The sequence below is a fragment of the uncultured Fibrobacter sp. genome, assembly GCF_946062555.1.
GTDB lineage: Bacteria > Fibrobacterota > Fibrobacteria > Fibrobacterales > Fibrobacteraceae > Fibrobacter.
Genome location: NZ_CAMGVQ010000100.1, coordinates 1 through 7,102 on the forward strand (window position 1 = coordinate 1; position 7,102 = coordinate 7,102).

6 protein-coding genes and 1 pseudogene are annotated in these 7,102 nt (G+C 51.7%); 2 read left to right on the forward strand and 5 right to left on the reverse strand.

Annotated features, from left to right (window positions below; genetic code table 11):
* Positions 1 to 230, forward strand: a pseudogene (locus Q0P86_RS16125) (hypothetical protein); the annotation flags it as partial.
* A 172-nt stretch (positions 231 to 402) separates the two neighbouring features.
* Here Q0P86_RS16125 and Q0P86_RS16130 read toward each other — a convergent pair.
* Complete coding sequence (locus Q0P86_RS16130) at positions 403 to 2,523, reverse strand: glutamine synthetase III (protein WP_295040898.1); 2,121 nt, start codon at positions 2,521 to 2,523, stop codon at positions 403 to 405.
* 221 nt (positions 2,524 to 2,744) lie between these two features.
* On the opposite strand from Q0P86_RS16130, the gene Q0P86_RS16135 reads away from it, so the two are divergent.
* Entirely contained in the window at positions 2,745 to 3,788 is a 1,044-nt protein-coding gene (locus Q0P86_RS16135) for a sigma-54-dependent Fis family transcriptional regulator (protein WP_295040900.1), read from the forward strand.
* A 79-nt stretch (positions 3,789 to 3,867) separates the two neighbouring features.
* Here the strand turns inward: Q0P86_RS16135 and Q0P86_RS16140 are convergent, their stop codons facing one another.
* The 4 genes from Q0P86_RS16140 to Q0P86_RS16155 all read right to left on the reverse strand — a co-directional run bounded on the left by Q0P86_RS16140 (position 3,868) and on the right by Q0P86_RS16155 (position 6,846).
* Entirely contained in the window at positions 3,868 to 4,005 is a 138-nt protein-coding gene (locus Q0P86_RS16140; RefSeq protein WP_295040901.1) for a hypothetical protein, read from the reverse strand.
* Positions 4,006 to 4,097: 92 nt separating this feature from the next.
* On the reverse strand, positions 4,098 to 5,762 hold the full coding sequence (locus tag Q0P86_RS16145; protein WP_295040903.1) for a cellulase family glycosylhydrolase: 1,665 nt from the start codon (positions 5,760 to 5,762) through the stop codon (positions 4,098 to 4,100).
* 109 nt (positions 5,763 to 5,871) lie between these two features.
* Positions 5,872 to 6,624, reverse strand: a complete 753-nt coding sequence (locus Q0P86_RS16150) for an FISUMP domain-containing protein (RefSeq protein ID WP_295040905.1) — start codon at positions 6,622 to 6,624, stop codon at positions 5,872 to 5,874.
* 15 nt (positions 6,625 to 6,639) lie between these two features.
* Positions 6,640 to 6,846 (reverse strand): hypothetical protein, encoded by a 207-nt coding sequence (locus Q0P86_RS16155; RefSeq protein ID WP_295040906.1) that lies wholly within the window; start codon positions 6,844 to 6,846, stop codon positions 6,640 to 6,642.
* Between the last annotated feature and the right edge of the window lie 256 nt (positions 6,847 to 7,102).

Genomic DNA, 7,102 nt, shown 5'->3' on the forward strand with positions numbered 1-7,102 from the left:
TCAAGGGTCTTGAAATCGGCCGTGAAGAAGGCCGCGCTGAAGGACGTGCTGAAGGTCGTGCCGAGGGCCGTGCTGAAGGTCGTGCCGAAGGCCGCGCTGAAGGTGCCGACGCCAAAGCTCGCGAAATGGCAAGGAAAATGCTTATAAAAGACAAGCCGATCAACGAAATCATCGAATTCACCGGTTTGGCCGAATCTGACATTTTCGCCATCAAGGCAACGCTTTCCTAGAACAAACCCTTAGCAAAATTCTAAAACGGGCGACTTTTGTACAGCCGCCCGTTTTCTTTAAAATTTGTACTTTTGCTTCAACAAACTCAGCACAGGCTTGAAAAGCCCATGCTTTTCATTAATAAATGAAGCGGCATTGAGCCGAGCACCTTCGACGCTCGGCTAATGTTGTTTAGTATATAAACAACATCTCGCGATACTTCGGCAAAGGCCACATTTCGTCGGGGACGACCTTTTCAAGACCGTCGACGACCTTGCGCAAAGCGGCCATCGCATCGAGAATGCCTTCGTGCAGGCCGTTCAGGCTTTCTTCCATGGTAGCGATGGCGGCGCTCAGGTTCTTGACGCCTTCACCCAGAGACTTCACGTACGCATCGACGCCGGGGAAGCCCTGGTTCAGAGCCATTTCGTTTGTCTTGAGGGCGCTGGAGAAAGCTTCGACGACCTTCGGCAAGATGATGTTTTTGGCCATGTCGCGGCAGACTTCGCCTTCGATGTGGATGCGCTTGTGGAAATCTTCGACGTTGATTTCGTAGCGGGATTCCATTTCGCGGCGGTTCATGACGCCATACTTTTCGAACAACTGAATATTTTCCTCCTTGGTGAGAGCCTTGAGGGCTTCCACGGAGGTACGAATATTCGGGAGACCGCGGCGTTCAGCTTCGGCGACCCATTCATCGGTGTAGCCGTTACCGTTAAAGATGACGCGCTTGTGTTCCTTCACGATCTTCTGCAAAATCTTTTGCAGGCCCGTGTGGAAGTTCTTTTCGTCAAGCTTTTCGAGCTGTTCCGAAATCATGTCGAAGGCTTCGGCCACAATCGTGTTCAGAACCACGTTCGGTTCGGAACAGCTCTGGCTGGAGCCCGGTGCACGGAATTCGAACTTGTTGCCGGTGAAGGCGAACGGAGAAGTTCTGTTACGGTCGGTGGCGTCGCGCGGCAAAGCAGGGAGCATGTCGGCACCGATGCGGAGCGCGCCAGCTTGCTTAGAGGACTTAGGCACGCCTTGTTCAATTTGTTCAATGACGTCCATCAATTGGTCACCGAGGAACATGGAAACGATGGCCGGAGGAGCTTCGTTCGCACCGAGGCGATGGTCATTGCCGGCGCCAGCCGTCGTCATGCGGAGCAGGTCGGCGTGAGTATCAACCGCGTAAATGATGGCGCAGAGCGTGGTGAGGAACACGGCGTTCTGGTGCGGGTCCTTGCCCGGGTTCAGGAGATTCCCCTTGCCGTAAGACACGGACCAGTTGTTGTGCTTACCGGAACCGTTCACGCCAGCGAAAGGCTTTTCGTGGAGCAAGCAAACGAGTCCATTCTTGTCGGCCACGTTACGGAGCACTTCCATAATTTGCATGTTGTGGTCGCAAGCGAGATTCACTTCTTCGAACATCGGAGCGAGTTCGAACTGGGCCGGAGCCACTTCGTTGTGACGGGTCTTCGCCGGAATGCCGAGTTTCCAGAGTTCGATTTCCACTTCGTTCATGAAGTTCAGAATGCGAGCCGGGATGCTACCAAAGTAGTGGTCATCCATCTGTTGGTGCTTCGCGGGAGCGGCACCGAACAGTGTGCGACCAGCCTGATACAGGTCCGGGCGTTGCAGGTAAAAGCGCTTGTCGATTAGGAAGTATTCCTGTTCGGCACCGAGCGTCACCGTCGTCTTCTTGGGGCCCGCCTTGAAGCAGGTCATGAGGCGGCGGGTAGACTTGGAAAGAGCTTGCAAGCTGCGCAGGAGCGGAGTTTTCTTATCGAGCGCTTCGCCGGTGTAGCTACAGAATGCAGTCGGAATGCAGAGCGTAGCGCCGTTGCCGTGGCGCTTGAGGAATGCCGGGCTGGTCGGATCCCAGGCGGTATAGCCGCGGGCTTCGAACGTAGAACGGAGTCCCCCACTCGGGAAGCTAGAAGCGTCCGGTTCACCGACAATCAAGTTCTTGCCGCTAAAGGCCATAATGGCGCGGCAACCGTCGGGTTCAAGGAAAGAGTCATGCTTTTCGGCTGTGGAACCGGTGAGCGGCTGGAACCAGTGCGTAAAGTGCGTGGCACCGCGGTCCATCGCCCACTTCTTCATGGCGTGGGCCACATCGCCTGCGATACTCGGATCGAGGGCGGCACCTTCGTTAATGGTTGCAATCAGCTTTTCGCAGACATCCTTGGGCAAGTATTCACGCATGGCGTCGATGTTGAACACGTCTTCGCCGTAGAAATCCACATTCACCGGACTGGCCGGCTTGACGGGCGCGGTAGGGGCCTTTGCGATTTCGTTGATGGTCTTTTTGCGGTAGCTTACGCTCATTTTGAACCTCTTGTTTGCCGTTTTACGGCCGTTTTTCAATTTATGGAAGGAAATTAGGAATAAAAACGGGGGTTGGCACCCAAATTTTACAGGTTTTGAAACAATATGTTTTACAATATTGTAAAATTAGTGTATATTATTACATAAATGTAAAAGTAATAAGAAGTTTAGGTATGAAAAGCCGACGGAGATATCCGTCAGCATGACCGCAAACAAGCAAGATGACCGAATCCGAAGAAATAGAACGGCTGAAAGCCGAAATCAAGGCACTCCGCGACATCATTGACGAAAAGCCCGGCAAAATGGTCGGCAACAGCGGCGAAATGCGCGAGGTCTACAAGCAAATTAAGAAGTGCGCCAAGAACGACGCACAGGTGCTTATCTACGGCAACGACGGCACGGGCAAGGAACTCACCGCCCACACCATCGCAGAACTTTCCGCTCGCAAGGAACACCCCTTTGTCGTGATGGGCTGCGCAAACTTGAGCGAAGGCTTCGGTAACCCCGCAAATACTTTCGAAAGTGAACTCTTTGGCTACGAACGCGGGGCCTTCATCGGCGCAAACAGCCGCCACCTGGGCAAAGCCGAAATTGCAAATGGCGGCACACTCTTTCTGGACGACGTCTCGGCACTCAGCCCGAAAAGCCAGGAGATTCTGCTGCGGTTCATGCAAGACCAAAGCTTTTTCCGCCAAGGAGGCAACATCCACCTGCATAGCGACGTGCGCCTAATTGCCGCATCGAGCAAGAATCTCGAAGATATGATGCTGCAGAAACTTTTCCGCGAAGACTTATTCTACCGCCTGAACATCGTGCAGATAACGCTCCCCGACTTGGCGCAGCGCAAAAGCGACATTCTACTTTTGGCAGAACATTTTATTTCGCAAGTAAATTTCAAGTACGGCACGCATGTGGTGCGACTCTCGACGCCCGCGATCGACATGCTCATGAGTTACCACTGGCCCGGAAACGTGCAAGAACTCGAGAACTGCATCGAGCGCGCAGCCCTCGCCACCAGCGACGACTGCATCCATTCGCACAATCTGCCGCCCACCTTGCAGACCGATGAATCGGCCCGCAAGCCCATGCTTCCGAATAAAATTGCACCGCTCTCGACGCTCATGGACACCTACGAAAAAGAAATCCTGAGCGAAGCGCTAAAAAGAAACGGCGGCAACATGTCTGCTGCCGCACGCGATTTAAGTATTTCGCCGAGAGTCATGCACTACAAGGTGCACCGATTGAACATTTCTATCACCGAGTAATGCATCGGCTGGAACCCGACACCACTTCATGGCCCCGGAAGACTTGAAAAGGCAGAGGCCGTTAATGACGGCACAACCGTTACTTAACATTCACCTGGGCGGCATCCTTGCCCACACATACCGTATAGCTGCCGGACTTGGGAAGTTCCACACGCTGAGACCCATTCGAAATGACACCGCGTTTCATGACACGACCATTCACATCGAGAACCATCAAGCGAGCGCCAAGCTTAGCCTTATCTTTTTATGCAAAAAAAACGGCCCACGTTGCCGTGAGGCGTTCTTATTTACAAGCGCCTTTCTTGAATATTATTTAACGCGGTGTCCGGTCAAGTCAAAACGCACGCCGTTCCTTTCCACAAACAGCTGGCCGCCCTGCTTGCGGAGGCGCGGGACCGAAGTCTTGGTAACGGATGCGGGCATCATTTCACGGATTCCCGTAGCCGCCTCGCAGGCATCACCCTCGCAGAACTTGAGCCAGTCCACATTCACATAGCTGCCCGCAATGACTAGCCTCAGAATGTGTTCGCCTGCCGTAAGGTTAGCGGTTCCGATATCCATTTCTTTGTATACATTCCAGGTCGTGTCAACCTTGTCAATCGTGATAGTATCAAGAAGCACCTTGCCATCGACGAGCAGCTGGATTTTCGAGGTCTCTGAAGCCGTCGCCACATTCGCGCGAACGCCGTACTTGCCATCGGCAGCAACCTTCACGCTATATTCAAGCCACTCGCCCGCCTCGGTGTAGCCAATTGCATAGCCCTTGCAGGCAGAGTCGTTGCAGGTGGCGCCATCTAGGGTAACGACATCTACGGCATCTTCGCGGTAGGTCTCGCCCTTGTTGGCAGCATCCTTGTCGTAGAAACTGAAGCGGTTTCCGCCCTTGTCGTAATTCTCGGCCTCGATTATACCCGGAATCGCCGCAGGTTCACCGCTATACGCCTCGCGCACAAGCGGGGTTGTCTCGACAGTGTCGGCCCAGGCCATTTTCATGCGGTCTACGCCCGACTGGTTCACGATTTCAAGCTTGATGTTAGCGCCTTCGCCGCTGCGCTTGGTCATGCTATACCAGTCGCCATCGCGGAGCCCCGGCCAGTAAAAACTACCCATTTCCCATTCGCGCAATTGGTCGGACATGCCGCGAATGTAGGCCATAAAGTAATTCGTCGGAGTAGAATTATAGTCCATGTAGTCGTAATGCACGCCCGCCTTGTCGCCCGGGCTCATGGCACCGCCCCATTCCGTACACACGGTACGGTCGGCGAACTTGCCCACCTTGCCCTTGAAACTGTTCTTCCAGCCCTGCTCGGTGGTGATGCTCATGTTCCAGAAGGTGTATTCGTGCACCGCGAAAAGGCAACCCTCGAAACGCGGGTCGTCGGCAATGTCGGGCACGTTCTGCGCCATGCCGGAGCCATCCAGCAGAATGTGGTCGCGCGGTACATCCGAAAATTTATCGAGCCATTGGGCATAAAGGTCGCGCAGTTGGCTCTTGTTGTACATGTGCGGTTCGTTGAAAATTTCAAAGTAGGCATTCGGGTGGTCGCCGTATTTTTCGACGATTTTTGCCCACATGCTCCACCAGTCATTCATATTCTTCGGGCCCGAAGGCTGTGCGGGGCCCCAGTAGCCCATCACGATACGGCCCTTGGAAAGGCCCATGTCGATAACACCCGTGTAGGTATCCCAGAACTTGAGAATCGTGGGTTCGTTCACCGGAATGCGCACGCTATTGGTGCCGAACAGTTCCTGGAACTGCCCAATCACACGGTCCGCTACAACAGACGCCGACTGGTAATTGTCCGAAAGGCTCATGCCCGAAAGCACCAGTACATCTGACACGAAATTGTCGCGTTTATCGGCCCAGTTTACCCCGCGGAACTGACTCGTCACCGCGAAAGAACTCACCGCCGAAATGACCATAGCGGCCAAAACACCGCAGGCAATACGCCTGACCTTGAAACCAAACATCATAAGAACTCCATTCCTTACTCTAGGCGCTCACTCCAATATGAAAATTACCTTTTAAAAAGTAAAAAGGAACTCCCCCAAAGGAGTTCCCGTGGATAAGATGTCAATGGTGTTAGTTCTTTACGCAACGGACAGAGAATGAATAATCATCCTTTTGCCACGTATAATGCCTGTCATTTTGCTGATCAGGAGCATTCGCAGAAAGCTGAAACGCATAAAATGTTTCATCATTATAATTTTCAGTAGCCCAAAAAGCGGTATACAAGCCCTGCCCCGCATGACTAGACGCATCCCAACGCCCCGCAGGCATGCCCGAGAAACCAAAATCATCCGAGCCAGGCCCCTCAACTTCAGCCGGAATGCGTGAAGCATCATAACGTTTCCATTCATCACCCGTTGATTTTAGTTTTCTGTTTGCGGAATCTCCTCCTGCTATTGCTATAAGAGTTTCCCATTCTGCTTTAGTTGAAAGATGCCAACCTACAGGACAAGACGACATCGCAGTTTCCCATGAGTAAAAACAGCCATACTCTACTTCATTACTCTCACAAGCCGACGTTCCTGTAGGGTACCTTAAATTTTCCGCCATCCAAGTCATCGGCCCAATCGTCACCGTCCTATAGGTATTTCCATCTCGATAATCAACCAAATCTTCGCTCCCTTGAGACGTGGAAGACGGGGTAGTCTCAAACTGCTCAGAGGACGACAGGCCTATATCAATCACCGTCTCCGAAGACATAGCCGTTTCCATCGGATCCAGAGAATTTACGGGAGCACTCGCAGTGTTCGTATCACCCGATCCTCCACAAGCGACAAACAATGTCGCAGTAGCAAGAGCCATTATCAAGGTAAATTTATTCTTCATTTTGAATTCTTTTTTTTATTCGTGTAAATTAATCATATCTATCTCGGCGCTTTTATAGCGACAAGAATGCAACGAAGCATCTTTTAGAATATCGTCTATCGATGTATCGCTAGGAAGTTTAGCACCTAACTTACGAGCACTCAACTTTTTGTCCTCTTCTCGAGTAATTAAGGCAAAACCAGAAATCTTTTCGAAAAAAGATTTAAGTAAACTTTCATTCATCTTACTCGAATTGCCAAGCACATCTTTCAGAACATAATTCACAACCTCTTTGGTCGGAATCGTATGCTCTATTCGCAAAACCTTTTCAGGATCCTTCTTGTAGACTTCTTTCTGCTTTAATGATTTCGCTCCAATTTTTTTATTCGCCTCAACCGATATATATCGCGGTTCTTTCGTAGTGACAAGGCTTGATACAATAAATTTGGCTCTTCTGAGCTAAGTGTGGAACATTTTTCTAAAAAAATAGCCTAAAAAC

Coding starts and splice junctions, on each gene's coding strand:
- Q0P86_RS16145 (WP_295040903.1), bottom strand. CDS start 5,762: ATGATGTTTGGTTTCAAGGTCAGGCGTATTGCCTGCGGTGTTTTGGCC.
- Q0P86_RS16130 (WP_295040898.1), bottom strand. CDS start 2,523: ATGAGCGTAAGCTACCGCAAAAAGACCATCAACGAAATCGCAAAGGCC.
- Q0P86_RS16155 (WP_295040906.1), bottom strand. CDS start 6,846: ATGAATGAAAGTTTACTTAAATCTTTTTTCGAAAAGATTTCTGGTTTT.
- Q0P86_RS16135 (WP_295040900.1), top strand. CDS start 2,745: ATGACCGAATCCGAAGAAATAGAACGGCTGAAAGCCGAAATCAAGGCA.
- Q0P86_RS16150 (WP_295040905.1), bottom strand. CDS start 6,624: ATGAAGAATAAATTTACCTTGATAATGGCTCTTGCTACTGCGACATTG.